The organism is Halioglobus sp. Uisw_031 (assembly GCF_047729875.1).
In the GTDB taxonomy this organism is placed as follows: domain Bacteria; phylum Pseudomonadota; class Gammaproteobacteria; order Pseudomonadales; family Halieaceae; genus Marimicrobium.
This window is the reverse complement of sequence record NZ_CP159826.1, coordinates 219,699-245,490: the sequence shown is the minus strand read 5'-3', so window position 1 is coordinate 245,490 and position 25,792 is coordinate 219,699. Positions and strand designations below refer to the sequence as shown.

General features: G+C 53.1%; 24 protein-coding genes. 18 read left to right on the top strand and 6 right to left on the bottom strand.

Annotated elements, in window-relative coordinates; all coding sequences use genetic code 11:
* Positions 1-438: 438 nt before the first annotated feature.
* Complete coding sequence (locus tag ABXT62_RS01080) at positions 439-1,917, top strand: FAD-dependent oxidoreductase (protein WP_415356701.1); 1,479 nt, start codon at positions 439-441, stop codon at positions 1,915-1,917.
* 17 nt (positions 1,918-1,934) lie between these two features.
* On the opposite strand, the gene ABXT62_RS01075 is transcribed toward ABXT62_RS01080, so the two are convergent.
* Both ABXT62_RS01075 and ABXT62_RS01070 read right to left on the bottom strand, forming a co-directional pair.
* Positions 1,935-3,893, bottom strand: coding sequence for a flavin-containing monooxygenase (locus ABXT62_RS01075; RefSeq protein WP_415356700.1), 1,959 nt, complete (start codon positions 3,891-3,893; stop codon positions 1,935-1,937).
* A gap of 41 nt (positions 3,894-3,934) precedes the next feature.
* Positions 3,935-5,071 carry a helix-turn-helix domain-containing protein gene (locus tag ABXT62_RS01070; RefSeq protein WP_415356699.1) on the bottom strand — a complete coding sequence of 379 codons (1,137 nt, stop codon included), beginning with the start codon at positions 5,069-5,071 and terminating at the stop codon, positions 3,935-3,937.
* A gap of 126 nt (positions 5,072-5,197) precedes the next feature.
* On the opposite strand from ABXT62_RS01070, the gene ABXT62_RS01065 reads away from it, so the two are divergent.
* The 3 genes from ABXT62_RS01065 to ABXT62_RS01055 all read left to right on the top strand — a co-directional run bounded on the left by ABXT62_RS01065 (position 5,198) and on the right by ABXT62_RS01055 (position 8,184).
* The gene (locus tag ABXT62_RS01065; RefSeq protein WP_415356698.1) at positions 5,198-6,925 is read left to right on the top strand and encodes an N-acyl-D-amino-acid deacylase family protein; all 1,728 of its coding nucleotides are present in this window, start codon (positions 5,198-5,200) and stop codon (positions 6,923-6,925) included.
* 33 nt (positions 6,926-6,958) lie between these two features.
* Entirely contained in the window at positions 6,959-7,402 is a 444-nt protein-coding gene (locus tag ABXT62_RS01060; RefSeq protein ID WP_415356697.1) for a hypothetical protein, read from the top strand.
* 98 nt (positions 7,403-7,500) lie between these two features.
* Positions 7,501-8,184 (top strand): PaaI family thioesterase, encoded by a 684-nt coding sequence (locus ABXT62_RS01055; RefSeq protein WP_415356696.1) that lies wholly within the window; start codon positions 7,501-7,503, stop codon positions 8,182-8,184.
* 21 nt (positions 8,185-8,205) lie between these two features.
* Here ABXT62_RS01055 and ABXT62_RS01050 read toward each other — a convergent pair whose 3' ends face one another.
* Entirely contained in the window at positions 8,206-8,946 is a 741-nt protein-coding gene (locus ABXT62_RS01050; RefSeq protein WP_415356695.1) for a glutathione binding-like protein, read from the bottom strand.
* Between the two features lie 182 nt (positions 8,947-9,128).
* Here ABXT62_RS01050 and ABXT62_RS01045 point away from each other — a divergent pair, with 182 nt between their 5' ends.
* Both ABXT62_RS01045 and ABXT62_RS01040 read left to right on the top strand, forming a co-directional pair.
* The gene (locus tag ABXT62_RS01045; protein ID WP_415356694.1) at positions 9,129-9,659 is read left to right on the top strand and encodes a YybH family protein; all 531 of its coding nucleotides are present in this window, start codon (positions 9,129-9,131) and stop codon (positions 9,657-9,659) included.
* A gap of 42 nt (positions 9,660-9,701) precedes the next feature.
* On the top strand, positions 9,702-10,760 hold the full coding sequence (locus tag ABXT62_RS01040; protein ID WP_415356693.1) for a dihydrodipicolinate reductase: 1,059 nt from the start codon (positions 9,702-9,704) through the stop codon (positions 10,758-10,760).
* Here ABXT62_RS01040 and ABXT62_RS01035 read toward each other — a convergent pair.
* A complete protein-coding gene (locus ABXT62_RS01035) occupies positions 10,752-11,369 on the bottom strand; it encodes a hypothetical protein (RefSeq protein WP_415356692.1) in 618 nt (205 codons plus the stop codon). The two genes, ABXT62_RS01040 and ABXT62_RS01035, sit on opposite strands and share 9 nt — an antisense overlap.
* 408 nt (positions 11,370-11,777) lie before the next feature.
* On the opposite strand from ABXT62_RS01035, the gene ABXT62_RS01030 reads away from it, so the two are divergent.
* The 10 genes from ABXT62_RS01030 to ABXT62_RS00985 all read left to right on the top strand — a co-directional run bounded on the left by ABXT62_RS01030 (position 11,778) and on the right by ABXT62_RS00985 (position 21,392).
* Positions 11,778-12,611 (top strand): hypothetical protein, encoded by an 834-nt coding sequence (locus tag ABXT62_RS01030; RefSeq protein WP_415356691.1) that lies wholly within the window; start codon positions 11,778-11,780, stop codon positions 12,609-12,611.
* A 119-nt stretch (positions 12,612-12,730) separates the two neighbouring features.
* A complete protein-coding gene (locus ABXT62_RS01025) occupies positions 12,731-13,753 on the top strand; it encodes a DUF4382 domain-containing protein (RefSeq protein WP_415356690.1) in 1,023 nt (340 codons plus the stop codon).
* A gap of 48 nt (positions 13,754-13,801) precedes the next feature.
* Positions 13,802-14,425 (top strand): fumarylacetoacetate hydrolase family protein, encoded by a 624-nt coding sequence (locus ABXT62_RS01020; protein ID WP_415356689.1) that lies wholly within the window; start codon positions 13,802-13,804, stop codon positions 14,423-14,425.
* Positions 14,426-14,613: 188 nt separating this feature from the next.
* Positions 14,614-15,165, top strand: a complete 552-nt coding sequence (locus ABXT62_RS01015; protein WP_415356688.1) for an HNH endonuclease — start codon at positions 14,614-14,616, stop codon at positions 15,163-15,165.
* A gap of 83 nt (positions 15,166-15,248) precedes the next feature.
* Entirely contained in the window at positions 15,249-16,217 is a 969-nt protein-coding gene (locus tag ABXT62_RS01010) for an AAA family ATPase (protein WP_415356687.1), read from the top strand.
* A gap of 6 nt (positions 16,218-16,223) precedes the next feature.
* Complete coding sequence (locus ABXT62_RS01005; RefSeq protein WP_415356686.1) at positions 16,224-17,162, top strand: DUF58 domain-containing protein; 939 nt, start codon at positions 16,224-16,226, stop codon at positions 17,160-17,162.
* Positions 17,159-17,665 carry a DUF4381 domain-containing protein gene (locus ABXT62_RS01000; RefSeq protein ID WP_415356685.1) on the top strand — a complete coding sequence of 169 codons (507 nt, stop codon included), beginning with the start codon at positions 17,159-17,161 and terminating at the stop codon, positions 17,663-17,665. Before ABXT62_RS01005 ends, ABXT62_RS01000 begins: the two co-directional genes overlap by 4 nt.
* Positions 17,658-18,659 carry a vWA domain-containing protein gene (locus tag ABXT62_RS00995; RefSeq protein WP_415356684.1) on the top strand — a complete coding sequence of 334 codons (1,002 nt, stop codon included), beginning with the start codon at positions 17,658-17,660 and terminating at the stop codon, positions 18,657-18,659. Before ABXT62_RS01000 ends, ABXT62_RS00995 begins: the two co-directional genes overlap by 8 nt.
* Positions 18,649-20,310, top strand: a complete 1,662-nt coding sequence (locus ABXT62_RS00990; protein WP_415356683.1) for a VWA domain-containing protein — start codon at positions 18,649-18,651, stop codon at positions 20,308-20,310. The genes ABXT62_RS00995 and ABXT62_RS00990 overlap by 11 nt, the downstream gene beginning before the upstream one ends.
* Positions 20,307-21,392 (top strand): BatD family protein, encoded by a 1,086-nt coding sequence (locus tag ABXT62_RS00985; RefSeq protein ID WP_415356682.1) that lies wholly within the window; start codon positions 20,307-20,309, stop codon positions 21,390-21,392. The genes ABXT62_RS00990 and ABXT62_RS00985 overlap by 4 nt, the downstream gene beginning before the upstream one ends.
* Here ABXT62_RS00985 and gcvT read toward each other — a convergent pair.
* A complete protein-coding gene (gene gcvT / locus ABXT62_RS00980; RefSeq protein ID WP_415356681.1) occupies positions 21,364-22,473 on the bottom strand; it encodes a glycine cleavage system aminomethyltransferase GcvT in 1,110 nt (369 codons plus the stop codon). The genes ABXT62_RS00985 and gcvT overlap by 29 nt on opposite strands.
* A gap of 465 nt (positions 22,474-22,938) precedes the next feature.
* On the opposite strand from gcvT, the gene ABXT62_RS00975 reads away from it, so the two are divergent.
* Positions 22,939-23,160 (top strand): PA3496 family putative envelope integrity protein, encoded by a 222-nt coding sequence (locus tag ABXT62_RS00975; protein WP_415356680.1) that lies wholly within the window; start codon positions 22,939-22,941, stop codon positions 23,158-23,160.
* A gap of 85 nt (positions 23,161-23,245) precedes the next feature.
* Here ABXT62_RS00975 and mtnA read toward each other — a convergent pair whose 3' ends face one another.
* Positions 23,246-24,325: an S-methyl-5-thioribose-1-phosphate isomerase gene (mtnA, locus tag ABXT62_RS00970; protein ID WP_415356679.1), complete on the bottom strand. Its 1,080-nt coding sequence runs from the start codon at positions 24,323-24,325 to the stop codon at positions 23,246-23,248.
* Between the two features lie 255 nt (positions 24,326-24,580).
* Between mtnA and epmB the strand changes: the two genes are divergently transcribed.
* Positions 24,581-25,591: an EF-P beta-lysylation protein EpmB gene (epmB, locus tag ABXT62_RS00965; RefSeq protein ID WP_415356678.1), complete on the top strand. Its 1,011-nt coding sequence runs from the start codon at positions 24,581-24,583 to the stop codon at positions 25,589-25,591.
* Positions 25,592-25,792 lie beyond the last annotated feature (201 nt).

Sequence of the window (25,792 nt, the reverse complement as noted above, 5' to 3'; positions counted from 1 at the left end):
CAATGACCTGAAGATCATACTACCTTTTTTCGGGAGAGGTAAAATACCTGTAGGGCGGTAAATCCCACTGGCGATGGCATCAAAGGATAGTGTTTTGGTAAGATCGAGATTAAGCCAAGGATATTGGTTACACCGGCCATCTGGATTATGGGCCCAAAACGCGTTGTGTAAGTAAGCGGCCGTGGTACTTTGTACGCAATAAGCATTGATACGTTACAATAGGGGGTGTTTAATTTGTGGCTAAGACAACTACTCCCTCACAGGGTCACTCGTTCCATCGAAGGCGCCGGCCCAATGAGTTATTATGCCGATGTGATCGCGCTTCAACGATTAGCAGCGCCGCCATCATGACTATGATGACACTCTGGAACACGATCGGCCGGACCTCACATAAATACAACAGCCGCACACACTCCCAATACTAAGGCCAATATTATTATGAACGACGCTCCTCCTCAGGCAACCACCATTGATAGCGCCGAGGTGAAACATTGGCATACCGAAACTGACGTACTGATCGTGGGCGGTGGCGGCGCAGGTATTAGCGCCGCCATCGACGCAGCCGATGCGGGTGCGAAGGTCATCGTATTGGAAGCCGCGAGCGATGCTGGCGGGTCGACAGCTTTGGCTGGAGGTCTTATCTATATGGGAGGTGGAACACCAACACAGAAGGCCTGTGGCTTCGACGACGATATTGAGGAAATGTATAAATATCTCTTGCAGGCGTCCGGTCCTAATGCCGACATTGAGAAAGTGCGGCTTTACTGTGATCGCACCCTCGAGCACTACGACTGGTTGACACGCCAGGGTATCGTATTCAAGCCCGAGTACTATTCCAAAAAACACACGAACACCCCTAATGAAGCAGCATTGATGATCACCGGCAACGAAGATGCCTGGCCTGATAATACCCATGCCAAACCCGCACCGCGCGGGCATAAGCCGCAGATAAAAGGTGATCATGGCGGGATTCCTCTGATGAAGAATCTATTGCGCAGCGCGCGTGCGAAAGGCGTAGACATTATTTGCGATGCGCGTGCGCTCAATGTTATCAAGGATGGCGAAATGGTCGTGGGCGTCGCCGCACGCATCGACATGCAGGTGCGTTACTTTAAGGCTCGCGGTGGTGTTGTTCTTACGTCGGGTGGCTTCATCATGAACCGGGAAATGGTGGCAGATTACGCGCCTAGGCTCGCAAGGGGAAACTACCCCAATGGCAACCCCAACGACACAGGAGACGGTATCCGCATGGGCTTGGATGCGGGTGGCGTTGGAGTCAACATGGATGAGGGCTTTATCTGCACGCCGTTCTATCCACCGAAACAGTTTGTTGAATCAATTATCGTGGACGAGACCGGCAACCGCTTCATCAATGAAGATGTGTACCATGGTCGTCTGGGCAGCGCGATACTGGATAGGCCTGAAGGACGTTACTATCTGATCATCGACAGTCGCCACTTCGAAATCCTCAATAGGCCACCCATGGGGGGCTACCCGGTTGCAGGTACAGGGGAAAGTATCGAAGAACTGGAACAAGAATTAAATCTTCCGCAGGGCGCTTTAATCAACACGCTTACCGCCTACAACCAATGCGCTAAAAATGCCAAGGACCCGACCCATCACAAAAGTCCCAAGTACCTCACTCCTCTTGACCAGCCCCCCTACGCGGCCTTCGACCTAACGGTTGGCAATGGCGCCATTTTTGCCACAATGACGTTCGGGGGACTGGATACCCTACCTACAGGGGAAGTGATCACAGCTGAGAAACAGTGTGTTCCTGGACTGTATGCCGCGGGACGAAACAGCGCTGGACTGCCGCGATGCGCAGAGGGCTATGCCAGCGGCATGAGTATCGGCGATGCCACTTTCTTCGGCAGATTGGCGGGCTTGAGCGCTGCTCAACGACATCTGGACTGAGTTCAGAGGCTGGCCGGCTAAGAGAGATTGTATTGGCTAAGGTCCGGTTCGCGAGTCCACTGCCAATAGTCAACCAAGCGCCAGGGAAGATTGGCCGTGACCTTCCCTTTACTGTTTTTGTACCAATTGTTAGTGCTCCCATTGGCCCACACCAACTGTTTGACCCATTCCTGTAAGCGCTCGTTATACTCAGCATTCGCTTCTTCGGTGCATTCCATTAGCTGACAGTCATTCTCGAGAATCGCCCCGATACAACCCAGAATGTAACGCACTTGGCATTCAGAGTTAAAGACCAAACTACCGGCATGCGCAAGATTGGTCGCCGGCCCGTAAATACAAAATAGGTTTGGATATCCTGGCACCGTGATACCGAGATTGGCTTGAGGGTCATCGCCCCATTCGTTCGCCAGCACCTTGCCCTCGCGCCCCACAATATTGATCGGGTAAAGCCAGCGGTGATTATCAAAACCGGTAGCATAAATGATAACGTCGACCTCGTGCAGAGTGTCGCCGCAGACGATACCCTGTTCCTCAATCCGCGTTATGGCATCCGTAATTAGGTCCGCGTTATCCTGCTGCAACGCTCGCAACCAACTGCCATTGTCTTGCAACATCCGTTTGACGAACGGCGGGTAGTCCGGCACGACCTTTTCGCGCAGCGGCGATTTCTCCGGAAGCTGGCTTTCGATCCAGGCGGTCATATGCTGGCGCGCAAAATCATTGAGTTCGCACACTGAGCGATCTTGGTGTGGCCAGTCGGGGTCGGTCACCAGAGAGGGCAATAGGCCGTCGCTACCGGGCCAGAACAACAAGAACCGGTACCACCGTGCATAGTAGGGAATGTGCTTTAGTAGCCACTTCACCTCCTCCGGTACCGCACTGTGGTATTGCGGGTTAGGGAACATCCAGACCGGCGAGCGCTGAAATACTTTGATTTGTGCGACCTGCTCAGCAATCGCGGGCACCAACTGAAAAGCACTGGCCCCACTGCCAATTACCGCCACCCGCTTACCACGCAGATCGTGCTGATGCTCATAACGAGCAGAATGAAATTGCGGGCCTTTAAAAATTTTTCGGCCTGGAAAATCCGGTATTTTCGGTTGATTCAACTGCCCGACTGCACTGATAACTGCGCGCGCTTCAAGAACTTCTGTAGAGCCATCCTTGCGGCAAAGGTGGACGCGCCATACCTCTTCCTCTTCGGCAAAAACAACATCGGTCACTGTAGTGTTGAGTTGCAGATGACCGTCGACCCCATACTCGTCGCAGCAGCGCCTCAGATAAGTCTGCAATTCTGGTTGCTGTGAATAGTACTGGCTCCAATCGTGATTGGGTTCAAAGGAATAACAGTAAAAGTAGTTGGGGGTATCTACCCTGGCGCCCGGGTATGTGTTCTCGTGCCACGTGCCGCCGACATCTGAATTTTTTTCCACGATGACAAACGGAATGCCAGCCTCTCGCAATCGAATACCCGCCAGCACGCCCCCGACACCCGCGCCGATAATCACGACGGGGAAGTGTTGCTTCTGGCTATCGGTTACGCTTCCGCCCCAGTGCAAAGCGCGGCTGTCTTCGCCGCTCAGGTTCATCTCCTCCTGCATCATTGGCACATAGTCTTCGGGCACATCTTCCCCGACCATAAAGCTCATCATACGACAGATCGTTGCAGGGTCCGGTAGTGCCGGCAGCTGACACTGGTTATCCCGAAATTGCTTAATCACCTCGAGTGCCTGACGGCGCACCTGATCCTGTTGCTCCTGTGGCAAAAAACCCTGAATTTCTCCTAGAATTGCCGTATTGGGATAGATCGGACCGTCGAGCAGAGCGGTGTCACCACTCATATGTATCATCGACATCATCAGTGCTGGAATACCGGCATGCTGCAGTGCCCGCTCGATAAACTCATCACTTTCGACAATGGGCTGTTCTGCGGGGCGCAGGTGCTTGCGGGTTGTTTCTGCAACATCATTGCTCATCAAAAGTCCTCGGTTTTATTGTCGGCTGGGTCACTGTCTAATCAACTGTGCGAGTTTAATTGCGCAGTCTGTGCCGGTATATGGGTCCGATACTGTCGCGGGCTCATGCCCAAATGCTTGCGAAAAATGCGCGAAAAAAACGCCTGCTCAGAATAGCCCACGCGATCGCCAATATCTGCGATACGCAGGTTACTGTGCAGTAACAGCTGCGCAGCCTTCACCAGTCTAAGTTCGTTGCGATACGCCATGACGCTGGATCCGGTTTCTTTCTTGAACAGGCCTGACAAGCGAGAACTGGAGATATTGCTGGCGGCAGCCACGTCTGCCAAAACAATATCGGCGGTGTAGTGCTCATCAATATAGGCGCGAGCGACATGGACTCTTGGGTCCATCTTTCTGTTACTTTCGCGCGGTAGGCAGGCCGCACAACGCAGGAGTAGCTGTTCCAGTAAATTGTGGTCCAACTCCATCTTTAACGGGCCACTCTCAACATAGTTGTGATAGAGCTGGCTAAGGTTACGCTCGACGGGCGCAAAACTTTCGCTGGCCCCCTCTAATTGACACACCCCTGGACCTGACTGCGGCCACTGGAGGTAGGGGCGCCAATTATCCGCGCACTGGAAAACCACCCAATAGAAGTTCCAGCTTGAATGCTTGGAGCCCGAGAAGTCCGTTAAGGTGCCGGGCGCTACCAGTGCAATGTTGTCCGGGGTCAGCTCGTAATCACGCAAGCCCGCCTTCAAGTGGCCCTTTCCCGAGATCGTGAACACCAGAAGCCAGCTGTCGACCTGGGTATTGCCAAAGCCGGCAAAGTTGATGGAGTGGCTGTCCTGTCCTGCAAAGCGACCCACAAATAGCGGCAGCTTAACAAACAACTTATTGTCCAGCGCCGCTAGATATTGGCGAATAAATTCTTCTGCCATCTCATTGCTCACCTCCGAACGGTTAAAAATGGACTGCCACTGGGGCACTAGCTGCAATAACTCATGTTGCTGTGGGAGGCTGAGAATCAGGGCATCAGTGAAGCGTTGAAAGGAGCGGTAATCGACCGGCGCACCCGTTTGAGCAAAATAGGCTGCCGCTTGATTTCTATCAGCAGCATCAAGGTTTGCACCCTTGATCAGGGCAAACAATACTTTTGCAACGCCCTCCGAAGTTACAGACTGATAATCATGCATGTGATAATAAAGTCCAAGTAAATGAGCAGAAACTCCAATATATTGCCTAACTACTCCTCTACTATATCAAGAAAGTCCAATAGTAAATATTTTCTTATTGTTTTCGATAGCACATGGGGTAGAAGTATGAACAGTTGCCTAATACGCGGCGGTATGTTGATTGACGGAACGGGCGCGGCCGGATATAGGGCAGATATCCGCGTGGAAGGTGGCGTTATCACCGACATCGCAGCAACCATCGAACCTCATGACGAAGAGCAGGTGCAAGACGCAACCGACTGCATTGTGGCCCCGGGCTTTATTGAATGTCATACCCACTTTGACGGCACCATGTGGTGGGAACCAGAACTCAAACCCCTGGCCGGATTTGGCGCTACCACCGTCATTATGGGTAACTGCGGCTTCTCCATTGCGCCTCTGCCGGAATCGCCGGAAGTGCGCGACGAGTTGATTAAGATATTCTCTTTCTTTGAGGATATTCCAGAGGCACCCTTCAAAACGGAGCTGCCTTGGAACTGGCGAACCTGGTCCGAGTACAAAAAGGTGCTGACCGAAAACGTTCGAGTGCCGACTAACTATGGCGCATACGTAGGCCATATTGCCCTGCGCCTCACCGCAATGGGATTAGAGGCTTGGGATCGTGCCGCCACGCCCCCCGAGGTAGCGCATATGGTTGAACTGTTGCGCGATGCGCTGGAAGCCGGGGCTATGGGCATGTCTTCCAACCTCATGGACCATGACGGCAGTGATCGCCCTGTACCTTCGCTGCAGGCTGATGATGTGGAATGGCTGGCACTGGCCGAGACGCTGGCACAATACCCCGGCACTCAACTGCAGATAATTGTCGACACCTTTCGCGCTATGACCGCCCCCGCGTCGATGGAGCGCCTCGGGACATTATTTGAGGGCATTGATGTGCGTGTGCAATGGGGCGGCGTGCCGACGCTGGAGTTCCAGCGGGATATGATGGGCATCCAGGCGCCGCTGATCGAGATGCATGAACAATTCAAACAGGAAGGGCGCGATTTCTGGACGGGGTTTTCGCATGTCCCGATTACCGTAACCCTCAGCGTGCAACAGTCGCTGATCTTTGCCCAGAGTAACGATTATGTCTGGCACGAGGTCGTTCTAGCGGAAAACGAAGAAGAAAAATCACGTATTCTGCGCGATCCAGACTGGCGTGAGCGGGCACGGACATCCTGGGACAACGATGTCTTCGATTTTTCTCCGCTGGCAAAGGCACAATCACGGGGTATGTTGTTACTTAACTCCGACAACGGCGTAGGGCCTATTCGCATCACTCTGGGCGAATATGCCGACGAACTGGGGGTACACACCTCTGATGCTATGGCCGAGTGGCTACTCAAGAATGGTCTTGATTCCACCGTCACTATGCCTGCCTTTGTAAAAGATGAAGAAATGGTCGTCCGACTGCTGCGCGACCCCTACACGGTAGGCAATATCACCGATTCAGGTGCCCATGGGCAAATGCTATGTGGCGGCGGAGAGAACATCCTGCTATTGACAGATTACGTGCGGGAAAAGGGGTGGATTACCGCAGAAGAAGCCATACATAACCTGACCGGAAAATTGGCCGGGCATTTCGGCTTGCACGATCGTGGCGAACTCAAGATTGGCAAGCGCGCCGACATCACCGTATTTGATATGGATGAAATCACGTATCAGCCGATGGAAAAAGTGTACGACGTGCCCGATGGCAAAGGTGATTATACCTGGCGCTGGACCCGCAGCCCGGCACCGATGCGGTTAACCTTGGTCAACGGCGAAGCGACATTCCATGCGGGGCAGTATACAGATGCCAAGCCCGGTATGATGGTGAGTCCACAGCGATAAGCTGCGGACCGACAACACATAAGGAGTAATTCCATGGCCTACCCTGACAAAATGACCCTAATGAACTGGGCTAATAGCCACCCTGCTCTATGGAACGCGGGCAACAAACAAGCATGGATAGCCAACTGGCGCACCGTCGCGACAGGTGAATTTCGCATGCTTGATCCCGTCGGTACGCCCGAGAAGCGAGGCTTCAAATCCTGCTGCGAAGATTCCTGGGATTTATTTCAGGCACGGGTCCGATTCAAGATACAACCTGGCACCTTGTTCGTGTGTGAGAATGAAGTCGCCTGGTGTCTAGAAAACCATTTTGAAGGCCCTAATGGCTCAGAATTTCAATACAGCCTGGAAACGTACCAGTTCACAGAAGATGGCTCGGTCAACATCCGCACCTATTATCGTGTCCCCGCTCATAACGACGAAAATCTCGGCGATATCTTCAAAGCGTATCTGCCCGAAAACGAGGGCGGCTTATAAGCTACCCTTCGTCAGTGGCAGCGAAGTGCCTGATAATTTCAGGAAGAAAATAAGGTACACTATTGTGCTTAACTTCTGCCAATATATTCAGGTTTCGCATGCGCATTCAAGACAACCCCTTTGCCTCAGAAGAAATAACACCACCGTTTAGCGATGAGTGGGCGGCCAAGCGCCGTGTGGCAGATGCGATCAGGCAACTGACGGAAGTCCTCGTTACCAGTTCGCCCGACATTGAAAAAATGCACGTGATTGCCGCACAACTGGAGGTCACGGCTGTGGATTTTCGTACGTCACCACGCATTTTTGGCCGCAGTGAATGGGCGGCAACGGGCGAACACGGCAGCTTTGGACAGGTCAGTCATGAATTAAACCCTATGGCGGGCTGGAGCAACCCGATTGCCCCGCCCGTCACCAGCTGGATTGACGGGGACCTGGCGCGAGCAACTTGCCAATGTGGCTGGGCCTACGAGGGGCCACCTGGCAGCGTACACGGCGGGTTTGTCGCCTCGATTTTTGACCAGTTCCTCGGCATGGCACAGATACTCGGCGGACAACCCGGCATGACCGGCTATCTGCATGTGAACTACCACAATCGAACGCCTCTCAATACCGAGTTAACGCTGGAAGGCCGGCTGGTGAAGGTAGAGCGTCGTAAGACCATTATGCGTGGGGAAATGTATGCGGATGGGGTTATGACTGCCAGTGCAGAATGCCTATTTGTGCAGCCAAAAGGTGGCATGCACTCAATCGACACACAAAGCTCAGCGGTGCAACAGCCTTAGCCGCAACCGCGTCACTCAGAATCAGTCTAGCAATCCGCCGGTCTCCGGCGCAGGCCGAGCACGCTGATTGTAAAGAAGCGACGTAAGCCGCTCGATGTCTTTTTTGGAGATCTTGGAGTAATCCTGGCTCAGGTCACTGCCTACTGCCATGCCCTTTTGCAACGCAGGCCTTTCACTCAGTTCGTTCAACCATCGCCTGACATATTTGAATTCGTTCATATCGATGCCCTGCGCCTCCCACCCAACGGTCCAGGGGTAGCACGCCATATCAGCAATAGTGTAGTGATCTGCGGCCAGATAGCGGCGATCATACAGACGATTATTCATCACCCCGTACAACCTGTGGAGTTCGTCGTTGAAACGGCGCAGGGCATAAGATTGGTCGCCCTCGCGGTCTTTTAAGCGAGCGAAATGTCCGCGCTCCCCCGTTTTCGGTCCCTGATTAGCCATCTGCCACATAACCCACTGATTAACCTCCCACTGCTCGCGCAAACCACTTCCGCCAAACTGCCCTGACTTCTCGGCAAGGTACATCATGCAAGCACCCGACTCGAATACGGACAACGGTCCACCGCCATCACTGGGATCGTGATCGACAATCGCTGGCATACGATTATTGGGACTAATGTGCAGAAACGCTTCCTCAAACTGCGCCCCGCGTCCGATTTCGCAATCAATCACCACATAGTCGATGCCGCTCTCTTCCAGCTGAATTGTGAGCTTCTTTCCGTTGGGGGTAGGCCAGTAATGGAGATCAATCATCGTTGTGCGCTCTACTATGAGAAAGGTCGAACATCAAGTCACAATCAAAAGGTGAAAGCAAGTACTCAGACAAACGGGGGCCTCTCAGAATAACATGCATGACCAATGCACAAACACCTGTGCTGTCATGTCGACTTCACGAAAGAGTTCGGCTATGTTTAAAAAAAATAAGCGGAGATGTCATGAAAACCAAGCAAAAGATAGAACAAGAAGCACTGGCAACCTATGACCAATTTGTCGCGACTCGAGACAAGGTTGACACTGGAGAGTGTGGCTGGGACAAAATGGCAGATTATTTTACCGAGGATGCGGTCTATATTGACCCTGCATGGGGTCGGCAGGAAGGCAGGGAAACCATCCGCCAGTTTTTCGTCGACTCAATGGCTGGCTTAACTAACAACGGCTGGTCAACGCCTGAGCGATGGACCATGGTGGACGGCCATCGACTGGTGAGCCATTGGGACCAAATTCTGGGTCAAAAGCCTGATGGCACGGACTGGAGTGTCCCAGGGTTGTCGATTCTCTACTATGCTGGGGATGGCATGTTTTGCTATAGCCATGATTACCTCAACATGACCTATATTGGCGAGACGATGAAAGCCATGGCATGGCGACCACCGGAAATCTTCAATATGCCCCCCGCCAAGCCTGACTGGTCGACTGAGCTACCACATGCTTGGCGCTCACTGCCGGATGCGTTTAAACCGGCATAGATTGTTGTCAATTAAATAAAATACAGCGGGGAGTAAAAAAGTATGAGTTTGAAAGTCATTCAGTGGGCAACCGGCGGCGTCGGCAGAGCAGCCATCGAAGGTATCGTAGCTCACCCGGAGTTAGAACTTGTCGGATGCTGGGTTCACAGCGACGATAAAGTCGGTCGTGATGTCGGCGAACTTTGCGGTATGGAACCTCTGGGCGTGAAGGCCACCAATGATGTCGATGCACTGATGAACATGGCAGCAGACTGCGTGATGTACAGTCCTATCATGGGCAATACGGAGGAGGTAGCGCGCATACTGGCATCCGGTAAAAATGTGGTCACCCCGCTCAACTGGTTTTATCCCGGTAAGCGCGATGTGTCGCTACTGGAAAAAAGCTGCTTAGCAGGCAGGAGCACACTGCACGGCACAGGTATTCATCCGGGCGGCATTACCGAACGTTTCCCATTGATGATTTCGGCCCTATCGAGCGTTATCACGCATGTGCGCGCAGAGGAATTCTCTGACATACGCACCTACAATGCGCCTGCCGTCATCAGTGATATTATGCTGTTTGGCAAAACACCCGAAGAAGCCGCAGCGAGCCCGATGGTGGGCTTCCTCGGCCAAGGGTTTGGGCAATCAATGGATATGGTGGCCGCCGAAATGGGATTTGATGTAGACTCAGAAATGATCAGCGCACACGACGTTGCCGTCGCCACCGCACCCATTGACTCGCCGATAGGCGTTATTCAGCCCGGACTAGTCGCCGCGCAACGGTTTACCTGGCAACACACCGTGCGCGGGGAGCCTGTCATCACCGTGCGGGTCAACTGGTTTATGGGCGAAGAAAACCTGGAGCCAGCTTGGAACTTCGGGCCACAGGGCGAGCGCTTTGAAGTAGAGGTCACTGGCGATCCCTCTTCACTGGTCAGCTTTCATGGCTTGCACCCGGAGTCTATTGCTGCCGGACTGATTCGAAATCCTGGCGTAGTCGCCACGGCGAACCACTGTGTCAGCGCGATCCCCTATGTGTGTCGTGCCGGTTCCGGGATCAAAACTTATCTCGATCTGCCTCTGGTTGCGGGGCGCGCCGCGCCTGCCCTGTCACTCTAGGTTGAACCGACGATAAATTCGAATGAGCAACCAGTAATAGATCGGCGTCATCAACAGCCACGGCAGCTGCGTTTGCAATTGAACGGCTCTGCCACTCACTTCAAGTACGGCTGGATTGTACCAGGGACCCGTGGGTATCAAGGGCGCCCACGATAGCCTTAAACCTTCGGCCAACTGATGCTGATAAACAAATAGCTCAACCCAAAGATTCTGACCAATGAACCAGATGAGCAGTACCACGAACGCACCCCAACGCCACTGCGTGAACGCCTTATTCGATCTTCCATAACACAGCCAGACCAATAGCGTACCGGTCAAACCAACCGCTCCCGCATCACCGAGCGAGTTCACAATCCAGTTGACGTGCATTGGAATGGCTTCATTAAGCGCTGCAGGCCGCCGACTATCCACAGCAAGACCATCCACCAATCCGTACGTTAACCAGATTTCCCAGCCCAGCGCGCATACGACAAACGAGCACCAAAATAGGACAAATATCCAGCGCGGAAGCTTGTTGGTAAAATAAAGAAACAGAATTATTAGTGTCGGCAAGATCGACATTGTGTAGAGGAAGGTAACCAAGCTAGTCTGTGCATCTGTCAGTGGCATTGTTTTATCCTCAGGTTACATCAATCTAGGCTTATAACGTTATTTTTGTCTCGTGCTCAAGCGGCAAACCGACGACTGACAACAATCTCTTCATCGCGCCTATTTTGACTGTGATCTTGTTATCTTCATCAAAAATGTTCGTCTCGAAATACTGTCTAAACACTCACCATCGCGCGGCACACGACGATTGTCAACTATCAGGAAATATCACCTATAAGATTATACGTGATTCAATACGCGGTGTCGGTGGGTAACCCCTGCATCGAATCGCCAAAGCCGAAATACTGTAAAAATGCAGCTATCGCTATATACTGGACGCAGAAGATGCACTACCTAGCGTCTGTTTTAATCAATGTATGTGTAGATCAGCTACAAACGTTACATGGCTAACGGTACAGGATGACTATAATGGGAAAAATCATAAAAATTAGCGCTTTGTCTCTAGTGGGCTTACTTGCCCTGTTAGTGATAGCCCTTGATATATGGGGCTTCGCCACTTTGGGCAGCATTACTCTCGAGTCGAACCCGGCTATCGACGAAGATGCCAACAAAGTGGTCATGGTCTTTGGCGCAACAGGTTCTGTTGGGGATGGGCTGCTCAAAGCCGCGGTAGAGGACCCCAACGTTGACAAAGTCTACGTTATTACACGGCGCACCTCACCACGCATCGAGGCTGGTGTCGCATCAGGCAAAGTGGTATTGCGAATGCATAAAGACTTTACCGATTACGCCTCTGTGTCTGACATTTTGGGACACACGAATACCGTAATGTGGAGCCTCGGGACGACCTCGATAGGCGTCGACGACGCCACCTACACTTTAGTCAATGTCGACTTCCCGGTGGCCTTTGTCACGGCATGGCTGGCTGCGCGCAGAGATGCTCCCATGTCATTTCATTATGTCGCCGGCATGGGGACAGATGCCAATGGCGATCAACAATGGGCGAGGGAAAAAGGCCGAACAGAAAACGAGGTGGCGTATTTGGCACAAGACAGTGGACTGCGCACGTTTAGCTATCGTTCCGCCTTCGTAAGGCCGACCAGCGAACAGGCCGGCACATTGCATTATTTTCTGGAAGCCTTGCTGCGACCTGGCTCACTTGTGATCAGCGCAAAGGCATTAGGGGAAGCCATGCTGGAAATCAGCGCCAGAACCACGTCGCTAAAAAATGGCACGTTGATAGACAACGCTGACAGTATTGCCTATGCGAAGGCTTACCAGGAGAGGATAGACAAGCGCTAGCTCTAAAGGGTAAGGCTCGTAAAAACACAGCAGCAGACCGCCCCGAAACGATCGGCGCGATAATTATTCATGAACTCGCTTCGCTCAAAATGTGGCACCATATAGGGAGATAGGCACATATGATGGTAATTTCACTGAGAATAGTGGCATCTATTGCATTAATCGCCGCCTTTTTACTACCGATAAGCGGCTGTGGTGGTTGTGGGTTTAGCTGCAATGATGATGATGACGGCGTCCCTGCGCTTCTTACGCTGGGCTTTTCCGACTCCCTACCCGAAGACCTAAAGCAGGTGGTGATTGAGGTCGATGCCATTATCTTTCAGCGCATCGGTGCTGAAGATGTCGTGATTGATACCTTTACCATTAAGGAGCAGGGCCTAAGCGATGCCAACACATTTCAGGTCGACCTATTGGCATATCGAGGTGTCAATCAGCTAATTGTCATCAAAGATCTCGAACTTGATCCCGGCACTTACAGCGATGTGCGCATTAACATACTGACCACTGGCGTTAACAATTCTTACGTGCAGGAGGCCGATGACAGTCTGAAGAAAATCACCGTATCCGGAGGACAACTGAAACTACCGGGTCTTCGCCTTTCTTCTGGCTCTCAAGCCTTCACCGTTGAGTTCGGCCTAGCGCAGGCGCTTCAACACCAGCCAGGTTCTGACCAGTATCTGCTGGCAACAAACGGCATCAGAGTTGAGAACAACAAGACAGATGCCACCTTGTCAGGTCAGATAGACAGCGCCTTATTTAATGGTGTGTCACCTTGCGACCAAAAAGCCGACCCTCAAAAAGGCAACAGGCTCTACCTCTACAACGGCAAGGTAGGCCAGGAGAAAGAGCGCTTAGCGGATGTATTTACCAGTGGCAGCATTGAGACTCCCCCCGCTGACGCACTCGCGCCTTTTGCAGTTGCCTCCCTGGAAAATAATGCCTTAACTGGCAGCTGGGATTATTCTTTCGGCTATTTACCCGCCGGAGATTACACAATGGCGTTTGCCTGCGACACCGAGAAAGACAACTCCGTCGAATACAATGGTCTCATCATCCCTCTTCCGGAAGGTCAGGTGTATGAACTTACCCTCTCAGAGTCCGAAAAGGCGCAATGCAATCTGGCAGAAGGTGCAAGTTGTTGAGCCGCTCAGCCGTCGTCGCTTCTGAGACACCAGCAAAGAAGTGAAAATATGAATACCATTAACGTCAATGGGAATACGGTCCAACCCTCAAAAATACTTTGCGTAGGCCGCAACTACAGAGCGCATATCGAGGAACTGGGCAACGAAATCCCCGACAGCATGGTGGTATTTAATAAGCCGAACTCCGCCATCAGTGGCACTCTGTACTCCGACATCAACAATCAACCCTTGCACTATGAAAGTGAACTGGCTTTTACCGTGAAGGAAGGCAAGCTCGACGCGGTTGGCTTCGGTTTGGACCTCACCAAACGCGCGCTTCAATCTACATTAAAGGCAAAAGGATTACCTTGGGAGAGAGCCAAAGCCTTCGATGGTGCCGCGCTGTTCAGTGCGTTTGTCACCCTCCCAAAAGACATCGAAGGTCTGTCTTTGCAGCTGAACGTAGACGGCGAGCAGCGGCAGGCAGGAGGTATAAGTCTGATGATATATACCCCTGTACAAATAATAAGAGAGCTGGAGACTTTCACTACCCTGGAAGACGGCGACATTATCATGACCGGGACACCCGCAGGGGTGGGCGAGATCAAGGCCGGACAGGATTTTGAAGGCAAGGTGCTATTAGCGGGAAAAACGCTGGTGTCAGCAACATGGATAGCCGTGACCTCCGCATAAGTCATCAGCCCACAATCCTAAAGCACTGCCTAGCAAGCCCTACAATGTGCTGAGCACAAATGCCAAACAAGTGCTTTTGGCGTACGCTGCAAGCGACTATCCCGCCTCCCTCAACAGACAGGCATAGTGCATATTGTAGTTACTACCGTTTTGCAGTAGTTTGAACCCAAGCTTGTGAGTGCGAGATAATGCAAACGATCCTGCGACTGGACCTCGCCGGCCAACCCCGTGGTTGGATAACGCTGCACGAGGCCATTACAGCCTATGCCAAAGGTGATGTCGTTTACGGCATCGGGGATGTTTTGCCTCCAATTTTCGGTGGCATTCAGCGCAGCAATGGATTGCGCTCCCGCATCGATTTACAACCGATTGTGGCTATTCAGGGAAAGATAATTCAGGGTTTCAGTCCCCCTTTATGCAACCGCACACTATTTCGCCGCGATGACCATCGCTGTCTCTACTGCGGACAACAGTCTGCACGCACAGAATTAACACGCGACCATGTGCTCCCCACCTCTCGCGGCGGCACTGATCGCTGGGAAAATGTGGTGGCTGCCTGCAAACGCTGTAACTGGCAAAAAGATAATCAAACACCCGAGGAAGCACGGATGCCATTGCTGGCCGTGCCCTTCAGGCCCAACCCTTGGGAGTGGCATTTCCTCGCTAAAGATCGGGTCTTTGCGGACCAGATGCAATATCTGTCGCGGCGTTTTCGAGCAAAGCGCGCCTGGGCTGCCTGAGTATTTGCGAGTAATGCCGTTATACTGACTCGCAGCAGCCCAGCCCGACGCCCAATTCAGCGAATCATAAAAGGAGCACCGCTTTGCCCAACGATCACCTGAGTGCCGTCAACTCCATAATGCAACAAATGGCACAATCGATCATCGGCCAAGATGAAGTGGTTCGCACCCTCGCGCTTGCACTACTGTGCAATGGCAATGTGCTGCTGGAGGGCTTGCCGGGAACCGCTAAAACACGCTCCATTAAAACGCTGTCCCAAGTACTGCAGGCCAGTCTTGGCCGCATTCAGTTTACGCCTGATCTGCTGCCTTCTGATGTGACTGGCAACGAGATTTATCAGGACAATCACGGCAAGTCCGAACTACAGTTCCAGCCCGGGCCGATCTTTAACGAATTGGTGCTGGCGGACGAGATCAACCGCGCACCCGCCAAAGTGCAATCCGCCCTGCTTGAAGCCATGGAAGAACGCCAGATCACTGTGGCGGGCAAGACCTACCCTTTGCCCGCTTTGTTCATGGTACTAGCGACCCAAAACCCGATCGAGCAAGAGGGCACCTACCCATTACCAGAAGCTCAGATGGATCGCTTCATGATGAAGATATCCGTGAACTACCCAAATGCCGAGGCAGAACTGGCCATCGTACGGATGCTGCAAACAGAAGAAGCCCATCAAACAGCGCCACGTGAAGTCATCCCACAATCACATATCTTCGCCGCACGAGAGACCATTCAAAAAATGAAAGTGTCCGCAGCGGTCGAACAATATATTGTCGATTTAGTAATGGCCACCCGACTCCCCAAGAAGCATGGCGGCAAACTGTTGCACTGGATCGAGACCGGGTCAAGCCCCCGAGCTAGCATCTCCTTACATCGAGCCTGCCGCGCAAGCGCTTGGCTGGATGACAGAGACTACGTCGATCCCGACGATGTTCGCTCAGTGCTGCATTCTATAATCCGCCACCGTCTGATTCTGACCTACGATGCCCTGGCCGATGGCGTAACGCCCGATACCATCATCGACGAGATCATTCTGCAGGTCGCAGTAGGCTAGGCGTCCATGACCGGCAATACACAGGAGGATGTATACACTAACCTGCGCGCCCTCGTGCGACTGCGGTTTACCGCACGAGGATTTAACTATCTGCCAAGACAATCCGTGCGCTCGTTATTAAGCGGTCGAAAACGGTCTCGATTGCGTGGGCGTGGCCTGGATTTTGATGAACTACGCCACTATCAACCGGGTGACGACATCCGCAATATGGATTGGCGGGTCACTAACCGTACCGGAAAACCCCATGTGAGGGTTTACACAGAAGAGCGTGATCGGCCGGTTATTGTCGTCGTCGACCAACGACTGCCGATGTTCTTCGGCAGCATAAAAAAAATGAAATCTGTCGTTGCTGCAGAAGTTGCAGCAATTACGGCTTGGCGCGTGCTAGCCGCGGGAGACCGTATCGGGGCAGTCCTCTTCAATGACAATGCTATTGTCGAGGCAAAACCGACGCGCAATGAACGCCGTGTCATAGGCTGGCTGGGCGACTTAACGGCAATGAACAACGATCTATCCGTAAACACTCGCTACGAAAGTAATCCCGATGCACTGGCACAAGCATTGAACCTGCTGGAGCGTAGCATTGGTCACGACTACCTCGTGGTATTAATATCAGATTTTTATGGCTGGAACAACGCCACGCTCAAGGCCCTACGTCGCATGAACCGACACAATGATATTGTTTGCTCGCTGATCTATGACCCATTGGAACGCGATATCTCTAGGGCTGACCAGTTGGTAGTGAGCGATGGGGAATTTCAGCTAAAGATCGATCCTGCCAGGCAAGGACTAGGACAAAAGTTCGAAGCGAGCTTCAAAAGCTCCATCGCGCATGTACAGGGTGAACTCAAGCGTCATGGTATTCCGGTGCTGCCTGTCGATACAGTCGTACCGGCTGCCGATCAGTTGCGAGAAAGACTCGGTGGCCAGAGGGTCTTGCAATGAGTTTGCCCCCACTGCCGGAAACCTTTGGCAATTACGCGCTGCACGAATTTTCAGAAGTTGCGTCGCCTGACGCCATCAGCTGGCTACCACAGGCTGTCGGTTGGATAGGGGTCGGGACAGCGCTGCTGATATTATTGCTACGCTACAGCTGGAGGCGCCTGCGTCACTGGCACCACAATCGCTACCGCCGCGAGGCGGCCGACCGACTCCAGGTTTTTGCGATGAATAGCTGCGAAGAAACCTGGCTGATAGAGCTGAATAAAATATTAAAGTTGACCGCGCTGGCCGCCTTCCCCCGACAACAAGTGGCCCACCTGTCGGGCGATAGCTGGGTCAATTTTCTCAATGGCTACTGCACACCTCCGCCTTTTTCGCCAGAACAATGCCGTTTACTCGCAGTGGGAACCTATAACCACACAACACTAGACGGCATCGTCCAGCAGCAGTTGCTCGCAGCCTGCCTCAGTTGGGTATGCAATCACGAGAGCTCACCGCATGTATGAGTTGGCATATCCTTGGGCGCTATCTCTGCTGGCACTTCCTTTACTCATGCCATTGTTACCAGCCTATAAAGAAAGTCGCAATTCCGTTCGAGTACCCTTCTTCGACAAGCTGGTTGAATTGAGTGAACAACGTCCACACAGTGGCGCGATCATTCTACGCCGCGACCGTTTTCAGTATTTTCTCGTTGGCTTCATGTGGGTCTGTCTGGTGCTGGCTGCGGCCAAGCCCGAGTGGGTGGGCGCCCCCATTGAGCAACAGAAGTCTGGCCGGGATCTAATGATTGCCGTGGATTTATCCGGGTCCATGGGAACTCGAGACTTTGTGCTGCCCGACGGCGAAACAGTAGACAGACTACAAGCCGTGAAGCAGGTTCTTGCGGAACTGGCTAACCAGCGTGCGGGAGATCGTCTGGGTCTCATCGTATTTGGCAGTGCCTCCTATCTGCAAGCGCCCTTTACCAGCGATCATGTGGTGTGGTCAAAATTACTGGCGGAGACCGAAATCGGCATGGCTGGCCAGAGCACCGTATTCGGAGATGCAATAGGACTCGCGATAAAGCTGTTCAAAGAGAGCACATCAGACAACCGTGTTCTGATCATCCTCACCGATGGCAACGACACTGGAAGTATCGTGCCGCCTATAGATGCAGCAAAAGTCGCCGCCGCCTACAATATCCGAATCTACACCATCGCCATTGGCGACGCCGCCTCAGTTGGAGAAGAGGCACTCGATATTGACACTATTGAGCGCGTCACTGAGATCACCGGGGGGGAGAGTTTTGAGGCGCTGGACCAACAGGCGTTACAGCGTGCGTACCACACCATTGCTGAACTTGAGCCTGACGTGTACGAAACGATCAGCTTCCGTCCACGGCAAAGTCTGCATTGGCTGCCGCTCTGTGTCGCGCTGATTTTTTATACGCTCTATCACGGCTACAGAACGTGGCACGCATGCCGCGTGCTGCGCAGCACAAGGGACTCTCATGCCGCCTGAGCTCAACGTACTGGAGCACTTCCATTTTCTCCGGCCGACTTGGGCACTGCTACTCATACCGTGGCTGGCAATGGTGGTGATACGAAGTCAGCAGCGCGACAAGCAGGATATGTTCGGGGGTATCATCGCTCCACACTTGCTGCAGCACCTGCGATTACAACGCTTCGATACACGCTGGTTGAACCCGAAAAATTTTTCGCTGTTGTTCATGGTGCTGGTGTTGTTAGTGATAATGGGGCCCACATGGCGTCAACAATTATCTCCCCTGAACCAGGATCACGCGGCACTGGTCATACTGTTAGATGTGTCCTCGACTATGCAACAGAAGGACGTGCAGCCCAGTCGTTTACAGCGCGCTAAGCAGAAAATATCTGACCTGCTGGCGCTTCGCCCAGACAAGAAAAGCGCTCTTATCGTCTATTCGGGGACGGCGCACAGTGTGCTTTCGCTCACTGCCGATCAGGATATCCTCAATCAATACCTTGCAGCGATCACTCCCGCTATCATGCCGCGGAGCGGAAAATTCCCTGAATATAGCCTGCCTCTTGCAGATGAAATACTTCAGGGCAGAAATGCCCCTGCGACGATTGTGATGTTTAGCGATGGTCTTGGAGCAAAGAGCGGGCAGGCTTTCGAATCATACTTTTTAACTCACCCGCATCAACTACTTGTTGTAGGCGTGGGGAGCGAGGATGAAGAACCCGGAATAGCGCCACTAGAACGGGAATCACTTAAAGCCCTGGCTACTGACGCAAATGGCGTCTATCTGTCTTTGACCATCGATGATGCAGATGTACGCCAGATCAATCAGCGTATCGAGAGTCACTATACGGTCACCCAGGACAGCGCCCTGCCTTGGTTTGATAGCGGCTACCTCTTGGTATTTCCGGCAATAGGGCTGTTCTTGATGTGGTTCAGGAGAGGCTGGACCCTGACTTGGATGTGGCTGATATTGCCTGTTGTATTAAGCAGTATTCCCGCACCTGCACTTGCACAGCAAGAGACTACGCCTATTACGCATGAGCAGTCTGCCGCAATGAGGGAATTCGCGGACCTGTGGTTAACCCGCGATCAACAGGGCCGACTACTTTTGCAACTGGGCCGCTATCCACAAGCCGCCGCCCGTTTCAATGACCTCATGTGGAAGGGTATAGCCTACTACTACAGCGAAGATTTTATGTTGGCGGCGGAATACTTTTCACGCCAAGACAGTGATGATGCACTCTTTAATGAGGCCAACGCGCGCGCCCAAGGGCGTGACTATGTGCGCGCAGTCAGCCGATACGATCGTCTGCTGGCGCGCACCCCAGATTATCCAGGTGCCACTGCCAACCGCTCCCAAGTGAGCGCGATCATCGACGAAATCGATCGTCTCAGCGCAAGCCAACAGCAGGAAGCAGGCGCAAGCACTCAGGACAAACAGCTTAGTGGCGACGACGCTATTCCCGCGCAAGGTGCTGACGAGATCAGTTGGCAGCAGACTGAAGTGATACAACTGACCGCCGAGGACATACTCCAGGATGCGGCCACTAGTGATATGTGGTTGCGCGGTGTGCAGCAGGATCCTTCCCGCTTTTTGGCTATAAAGTTCGGCATGCAACTACGGAACGCAGAGACAAAGACGGATGTGCCCTCGAGGAATATTCCGTGACACGTGGCGGATTTTTTCTAAAACGAGGCCTGCTAATGCTGGCCATAGGCTGTGCATCGCTCGCGTCTGGTAATTCGATCGAAGAACTTGAGGCGTCAGGCCAACTACACATCGAGAGCGCGCTCACTCCACAAAGCGGTATCGTGCCGGGACAAAAAGTAACACTAACCCTCGAAATCGCCACCGATCGATGGTTTGCCGGCGGGACGCGCATCGGTATTCCCGAAGTTCCGGGCCTGGTCATTTTGCAAACTGAACAGTTCGCCAGTAATGCCAGCGAAACCCATAACGGTCAGACCTGGGCAATACAGCGCTGGACGCTGGATGTATTTCCTCAGCGTGCGGGCGATTTCACCATCGGTCCAATTCCTTTGCAAGTACACGTGAATGGAGGAGAAGAGGGCGATATTCAAGGCGAATTGCACAGCCCCGCGCGCCATTTCACCGCTGCTATACCGAACAACCTCGCCCAAGCCAAACAGTGGGTAGCGGCCCCGCTCTTCTCCGTCAGGCAGAGCTTCGACAGAGCGCTTGATAATCTAGCGGTGGGCGATGCCTTCGAACAAGAGGTCCTGCTGGAAGCATCGGACGTACTGGCCATGATGCTGCCGTCCTATGAGATCGAAAAGCAACCAGGACTTGCCCCCTACCCCTCGCCAGCAGTCCTAGAAAACAAGGTTAACCGCGGCCAAACTCTGGCCACTCGGAGTATTCGCATCAGTTATGTGGCCGAGCAACCAGGACAGTTCCTGCTGCCAGCGAGAGATTACTTCTGGTGGAATACGCAAAGCACCCAACTGGAAGTGCTGTCCCTGGCTGAAGTACGCATCGAGGTTGGCGGTGTGGCTCCAGGCCCAAAAAATACTGCGACAACGACTCGCAGTCGTTCACAACAACGTCTGATACTACTGAGCAGTCTGGTGCTATTGATTGTGGCCCTGCGGCTGTGCTGGCTCTATCTGCCACGCCTGCCGCTGACTGGGCTGAGGGTGCGCCTGTCTAACCTGACGCGCCGAATACGGGCATTACGGCAGCCCGCACTGGCGAGTCACCTTAACCCCGGAAATAGCGCTGGGGATTGAACGGCATGGGTGTCACCGTAACTGGCAAGTGCTTATCCCTCGAGACCACCAGCAGTTTCGTCCCCGGGAGACCTAATTCCCGTTCGATATAAGCCATGGCGATAGGGCCGCCAACACTAGCGCCATAACAGGCAGAACAGATTTCGCCCACCTGTCGACCTGATTCATCTAGCACTACTTGACCCTCTCGCACCGGACGCTTACCATCCACACGCAAACCGATCCGACGCAGGGCTGGCTTGTCGATCATCCGCCTAAAGATCACATCGGCACCTGGGAAGCCACCCGCGCGCTCACCCTCGGCTCGCCGAGATTGACTTATGGACCACACTAAACCCGCCTGCACCGGGTCAATCTCGGTTGTCAGTTCATGTCCATACAAACACAAACCTGCCTCCAAGCGCAGTGAATCCCTGGCACCCAAACCGACCGCCTGTACCCGTTGATCACTTAGCAGCCGGCGAGCCAGATTTGTGGCCGCTGCGCCCGGCACAGAAATCTCGAAACCGTCCTCTCCGGTGTAACCTGAGCAGGTAATATAAACCTTCACGCCGTCAATAATCCCAGGACAGCCCTGCATGAATCGCAGTTCTGCGGCGTCAGAACAGACTGTACGAATAACCTCTCGTGCGGCTGGCCCCTGCAACGCCAGTAAGGCGTGATGCTCCAGTACCGTCAACGTCTGGCCCGACAAGTGTGCCCGCAGGTGTGCAATATCCTGCCTCTTACAACCCGCATTGACCACGAGGAAAAATGTCTCCTGAGACCAACGGGTAATAATCAAGTCATCCAATACTCCACCCTGTTCGTTAGTGAATACGGCATAGGTCTGCCGATTGTCTGCCAGCCCATCAATGTCCACGGGCACAAGAGACTCAAGCATCGCGGCACTACCGAGGCCCTCTATAATGACTTGACCCATGTGGGAGACATCAAACAGCCCGGCCGCTTGCCGAGTATGCAAATGCTCGCTAATGATGCCAGCAGGGTACTGCACCGGCATGTCATAACCAGCAAAGGGTACCATTTTGGCGCCCAGCTCTCGGTGCAGCGCATCAAGCGGCGTGTGCAGTAACGTCATCACTTATCCTTGGGCCTGTGAGGGCATGTATAGAAGATGAACCACTCTAACCAGCGCAGCACGTCGACGCAAGAATGCGCATGCCTCACAAGAATATGCCACAACGCGTGGCACATGTCCGAACACGAGCGGACACCTATGGACAAGCAAACATCCCTTCGTCCCTTCATCAAAAGCGCATAGGTATGAGCCTGAATAACTGGCATCAAAATTGCTTTGTTTTCTGTACGGCGGCTCGCATGCGCGATCCAACGCCAAGGATGGCCTCTACAGGGAAGTAGAATCATGCGCATGGACGGCCAAGGATGGCCGCGAGTCGCCGGACTTATTACCACTCAAATATGCGTAAAACTCCCACTAGTATTTTGTTGTTCTAGCACTCAATCTTTGATTTACTCAGCCTATAGCCTCGTCATAATACGAGGCTGACTAGTGGTCTTTTCTAAATTCATCGGGAGGTGATTTATGGGAGAACGTGATTTGGAATCTTCAACATCCGAGTCGATGGACGGCGGCTATGAACCTGGCGCTGACGACATTTCCGACGACATGCTTCGGGGGATAGCGCCTTTATCATCTGATAAGCAACAGCTGGTACAAAGGAGGCGTCTGGCAGAACAACGACTGGAAGAAAAGCGCTTGCGCGATGAGCTCGGAGATTATGATTTACAGCTGGATTACCACTAGGCATTGATTTACGTGATGGTCGGAACTGTCTCAACCCCCGACCATCAACCCCACCGTTACCTGCTCCGGTTACGCCGGCTATACCTTATGTATCTGACGCTATAGCGCCCAGCTGCTGTAGGCCCTTCACACTGGCATCGAAATTACCATGCTCCGTTATCAGCGCCGCAACCAAATCTGCGGGCGTAACATCGAAGGCAGGGTTAAACGCCGTACTGTGTGAGGCCGCAAGCTTGACTTCGCCATAATCCCCGGCAGCATCCAAACCACCGATACTCAATACTTCTGACTCATCGCGTTCCTCGATCGGAATCTGCTCACCACTAGGACAAGACCAGTCAATGGTTGACTCCGGCAATGCCACGTAGAACGGTATATCGCTGGCACGGGCAGCGAGCGCCTTAAGATAGGTGCCGACCTTGTTGCAAACATCCCCATTGGCAGCGGTACGATCACTGCCCACAATCACGCAATCCACTTTGCGCTGGCGCATTAATTGGCCACAACTGTTATCCGTTACGATGGTGCAGGGGACTCCGGCTCTATGCAATTCCCACGCAGTGAGGTTCGTTCCCTGATTGCGCGGGCGTGTCTCGGACACCCAAACATGTACGGGGATGCCGCTGGCATGAGCCTTATAGATCGGCGCCAATGCGGTCCCCCACTGTACCGTGGCCAGCCACCCTGCGTTACAGTGCGTCATAATATTTAATTGATCTTTATTTAGCGCGCTCAACAGCTGCAGTCCATTGGCACCAATTCGCTCGCAATTGACGATATCCTCTTCCCGCAGAGATAGCGCCCTGTGCAACGCGACTAGAGGCCGCTGTGAAGGCTCCAGAGACTTTACGGCACAAGTAATCTGGTCCAAAGCCCAGCGCAAGTTCACCGCAGTCGGACGAGTGGCCATTAGCGCTGCGCTGGCACGCGCCAAATTTTCGTTAGACGCATCTTCCGCAAGGGCATTGGCAAGTCCGAACGCTGCGGTAATTCCAATCAGCGGAGCTCCACGCACCTGCATTGTACTGATGGCGTGGCAGAACGCTGGCAGTGACTCCAGACGACACCAGCGCAAGGCATGTGGCAAGAGGGTCTGATCAATAACCTCAACTCCCTTGCTCACTGGATCCCATCGCAGACTGCACAACTCATCGGTACTGGACATTTTGATTCCTTATACGGGATTGTGATCATATGATTTGTATAATACTACACGTTCTACAGGGATCGCAGTAAAGCAAAGCGCGGGGTATCGCAGCAGAATAAAGTCTTACTCGACGGCGTTGGACACACAAGGTCGCTGCATCGTCACGCGCACTGAATCCACCGTTTGGCAACAACAGTCACCCAATGACTCAGACGGCCCGCCAATTCATTGCTACAATAGCTTTTGCTTTGACGCTTTCCTACGAGGTTTCCTTTGCTGCTTTCAAGCCTAATTGCGCAATCTTCCCATGACTGGCAGAGTCAACTGCGCGACGTCATCACGTCACGCCGAGAACTACTCGATATACTGGAACTAAGCGAGAACGACGTGGGTCTTTCCAGCGGTGCCTGCCAAGACTTTGCACTCAAGGTTCCGCGCAGTTTCGTGCGAAGAATGCAGCGTCGCGACCCTCGCGACCCTTTGCTACTTCAGGTGATCTCCTCGGCGCAGGAAATGATTGATGCCCCGGGATACTCCCGCGACCCAGTGGGTGAGAGCGCAGGGACGATTCCACAGCGCGGTATCATTCACAAATATCACGGACGGGCACTGCTGATAGTGAGTGGCGGTTGCGCCGTGAATTGCCGTTACTGTTTTAGGCGGCACTTCCCTTACGGCGAAAATCAGAATAGCCGCCAGCAATGGCTTGAAGCACTGGAATACATCCGCGCCGATAGCAGTATTGAGGAGATTATTCTAAGTGGTGGCGACCCGTTAGTGGTCACCGATGAGCAATTGCGCCAGTTGGTGGAAGAGATTGCGTCCATACAACACGTTAAGCGCCTACGGATACACAGCCGACTGCCTATCATGATTCCCGAGCGGGTGACGCGGAAGTTGCTGGATGCGATCACGCTACCGCGGTTGCAGACCATCATGGTGACTCATTGTAACCACGCCAACGAAATCGACGACGCCGTCACAGTCGCGCTAGAGACACTACGCGACCACAACATCATCACACTGAATCAGGCTGTACTGCTCAAGGGCATTAACGATAACGTTGGAGCACAGGTGGCACTCAATCGCGCACTATTTGCGACAGGAACCCTACCCTACTACCTGCATTTGTTAGATAAAGTACAAGGGGCTGCACATTTTGATGTGGCGGAAAGCAAAGCACACCAAGTGATGGAAGGAGTAGCTGCCAGTCTGCCGGGGTATATGGTGCCTAAACTGGTGAGAGAGGTTGCAGGCGCCGACGCCAAAGTCATCGCAAAATAACAAGTGTAACCGAAACCCTAGAATAATCGATCAACTGCGCGAGGCAGCCCACGCGTCATTGTCAGGGAATCGAGCTTCGTTCCCGCCCTACGATGTTCAATTAGAGCTTGATAGCCATCATCAGCACACCGGTTTCCAATCAATAAAATCGTAGCGACAATTCCAATCCCCATTTGTCGTCGTGAGGCGCCATGCTAACTT

Bases quoted from the DNA above. Each gene is read 5' to 3' on its own strand.
- ABXT62_RS01080 (WP_415356701.1), top strand. From the start codon at position 439: ATGAACGACGCTCCTCCTCAGGCAACCACCATTGATAGCGCCGAGGTG.
- ABXT62_RS01075 (WP_415356700.1), bottom strand. From the start codon at position 3,893: ATGAGCAATGATGTTGCAGAAACAACCCGCAAGCACCTGCGCCCCGCA.
- ABXT62_RS01070 (WP_415356699.1), bottom strand. From the start codon at position 5,071: ATGCATGATTATCAGTCTGTAACTTCGGAGGGCGTTGCAAAAGTATTG.
- ABXT62_RS01065 (WP_415356698.1), top strand. From the start codon at position 5,198: ATGAACAGTTGCCTAATACGCGGCGGTATGTTGATTGACGGAACGGGC.
- ABXT62_RS01060 (WP_415356697.1), top strand. From the start codon at position 6,959: ATGGCCTACCCTGACAAAATGACCCTAATGAACTGGGCTAATAGCCAC.
- ABXT62_RS01055 (WP_415356696.1), top strand. From the start codon at position 7,501: ATGCGCATTCAAGACAACCCCTTTGCCTCAGAAGAAATAACACCACCG.
- ABXT62_RS01050 (WP_415356695.1), bottom strand. From the start codon at position 8,946: ATGATTGATCTCCATTACTGGCCTACCCCCAACGGAAAGAAGCTCACA.
- ABXT62_RS01045 (WP_415356694.1), top strand. From the start codon at position 9,129: ATGAAAACCAAGCAAAAGATAGAACAAGAAGCACTGGCAACCTATGAC.
- ABXT62_RS01040 (WP_415356693.1), top strand. From the start codon at position 9,702: ATGAGTTTGAAAGTCATTCAGTGGGCAACCGGCGGCGTCGGCAGAGCA.
- ABXT62_RS01035 (WP_415356692.1), bottom strand. From the start codon at position 11,369: ATGCCACTGACAGATGCACAGACTAGCTTGGTTACCTTCCTCTACACA.
- ABXT62_RS01030 (WP_415356691.1), top strand. From the start codon at position 11,778: ATGGGAAAAATCATAAAAATTAGCGCTTTGTCTCTAGTGGGCTTACTT.
- ABXT62_RS01025 (WP_415356690.1), top strand. From the start codon at position 12,731: ATGATGGTAATTTCACTGAGAATAGTGGCATCTATTGCATTAATCGCC.
- ABXT62_RS01020 (WP_415356689.1), top strand. From the start codon at position 13,802: ATGAATACCATTAACGTCAATGGGAATACGGTCCAACCCTCAAAAATA.
- ABXT62_RS01015 (WP_415356688.1), top strand. From the start codon at position 14,614: ATGCAAACGATCCTGCGACTGGACCTCGCCGGCCAACCCCGTGGTTGG.
- ABXT62_RS01005 (WP_415356686.1), top strand. From the start codon at position 16,224: ATGACCGGCAATACACAGGAGGATGTATACACTAACCTGCGCGCCCTC.
- ABXT62_RS01000 (WP_415356685.1), top strand. From the start codon at position 17,159: ATGAGTTTGCCCCCACTGCCGGAAACCTTTGGCAATTACGCGCTGCAC.
- ABXT62_RS00995 (WP_415356684.1), top strand. From the start codon at position 17,658: ATGTATGAGTTGGCATATCCTTGGGCGCTATCTCTGCTGGCACTTCCT.
- ABXT62_RS00990 (WP_415356683.1), top strand. From the start codon at position 18,649: ATGCCGCCTGAGCTCAACGTACTGGAGCACTTCCATTTTCTCCGGCCG.
- gcvT (WP_415356681.1), bottom strand. From the start codon at position 22,473: ATGACGTTACTGCACACGCCGCTTGATGCGCTGCACCGAGAGCTGGGC.
- ABXT62_RS00975 (WP_415356680.1), top strand. From the start codon at position 22,939: ATGGGAGAACGTGATTTGGAATCTTCAACATCCGAGTCGATGGACGGC.
- mtnA (WP_415356679.1), bottom strand. From the start codon at position 24,325: ATGTCCAGTACCGATGAGTTGTGCAGTCTGCGATGGGATCCAGTGAGC.